The 1,586-nt window shown below is 69.0% G+C and carries 2 protein-coding genes; both read right to left on the bottom strand.

Going from position 1 to position 1,586, the window contains the following annotated elements; translation table 11 throughout:
• Nucleotides 1-657, bottom strand: a 657-nt coding sequence (locus tag MJ783_RS16115) for an SCO1664 family protein (RefSeq protein ID WP_239311265.1), incomplete at its 3' end; no start/stop codon positions are given.
• Between the two features lie 174 nt (nt 658-831).
• A complete protein-coding gene (locus MJ783_RS16110) occupies nt 832-1,551 on the bottom strand; it encodes a histidine phosphatase family protein (protein WP_239311274.1) in 720 nt (239 codons plus the stop codon).
• Nucleotides 1,552-1,586: the final 35 nt, after the last annotated feature.

Below are 1,586 nucleotides of genomic sequence, written 5' to 3'. Positions count from 1 at the left end.
AGGCGGCTCCGCTCCCGAGGCACTGAGCGCCACTCGCAGGCGGGTCAGCAGTTCCAGCTCGTCGGCGCGCAGCCGCTGCCCCCGCCACGTCCACAACAGCGTGCGCAACTTGTTCTCGGCATGAAAGGTCACTCCGTGGTCGATGCCGTAGATCCGGCCGGACGGGCCAGGCAGCAGGTGACTGCCTTTGCGGTCGGCGTTGTTGACCACGGCGTCGAACAGCGCGATCGCCCGTAGCTGAGGATCATCAGAGCGGGTCAGCGCGACCAGGTCGACGGTCTCGTCAGTATCGATCCACAGCTGGACCATGCCCGCGCCGAAAGGGCCGTCCCGCAGCACCGTGGGTGGCACAATCCCCGCGCCGGTCGCCTCGGAGACCAGATAGGCGGCCTGCTCACGGCCGGCGAGCGTCCCGTCGGGAAAGTCCCACAACGCCCGCTCGCCACGGACCGGCTTGTAGACGCAGTGCCCGACGACACCATCGTGGCTGATCTCGCAGTACAGGGTCGCGTTACTGGCGTCGACCAAGCGGCCCGTGACGGTTATCGCGCCGGCACACAGGAGCGCGAGAGCGCCGGCCGCGTCGAGCCCCCCCGCGTCAGTCGGCTCGAGCGGCGGACGTTCATCGGGCGCAATGCCGGAAACAGACTCACTCACGTCTCTTAGTCTCGCCGCCCGCTCATGTCCCCCGCGGTCCGCGGCCCCGGCAAGAACTCATGAGGAGCCGTGATCGCGCGTTGAGACCGCCTGGCACCCTCGCGACGCACACGCCCCAACCCCGCTCGCTGCCCCCACGCTCCTGCCGCCGGGCGCTCTTGTTGATCATATTGATCATTCGGTCGTTCCGGCGCCGCCACCGACGATGGCGTCACCATCGGTCGCGCCATCGGCAGTGCGTGGAGCTGGCAGCAGGTCCGCGACCCCGTCACCTCGGTCGTTCACCCTTATCACGAACGGCCGGCGTTCGGTGTAACGGATGACCGTCAGCGAACAGGGATCCACCGAGATGCGCTGAAAAAGATCCAGGTGCATGCCCATGGCGTCCGCGACGATCGCCTTGATCACATCGCCGTGGGAGCACGCCAGCCAGACGGCGTCCGGCCCGAGTCTCGCGTTCCAGTCGCGGATCGCGGTGACCGCGCGATGCGCGGTATCACGCAGGGCCTCTCCCCCGGACCCGGGGAAAACCACCGCGCTCGGGTGCTCCTGGACGGTCCGCCACAGCGGATCAGCGGCCAGGGTCTTCATCTCCTGGCCCGTCCAGTCGCCGTAGCGGCACTCCCCCAGCCGGTCGTCGACCGTGATGCTACGTGCCTGGTCCGTACCGTCGGTGGGTTCGGGCCGCTGGGCTCCGATCGCCGCGGCGGTCTCCTGGCAGCGCTGCAGCGGGCTGGACACGATCGCGGCAAGCGGAACCGGCGCGAGGCGGCGCGCGAGCGCCCGTGCCTGTTCCCGGCCCCGGTCGTCAAGACCGACACCCGGGGTCCAGCCGAGCAGGACAGTGCCTGTCACGGCGGTAAGACCATGGCGGACGAGCAGGACGGTGGTCACCGGGCATCCACAGAGCAGATCATCATGGGATGGCC

It is taken from the genome of Protofrankia sp. Cj3, from assembly GCF_917627355.1.
GTDB lineage: Bacteria > Actinomycetota > Actinomycetes > Frankiales > Frankiaceae > Protofrankia.
The sequence above is the reverse complement of the archived record's forward strand: the minus strand, read 5'-3'. Positions and strand labels throughout refer to the sequence as shown.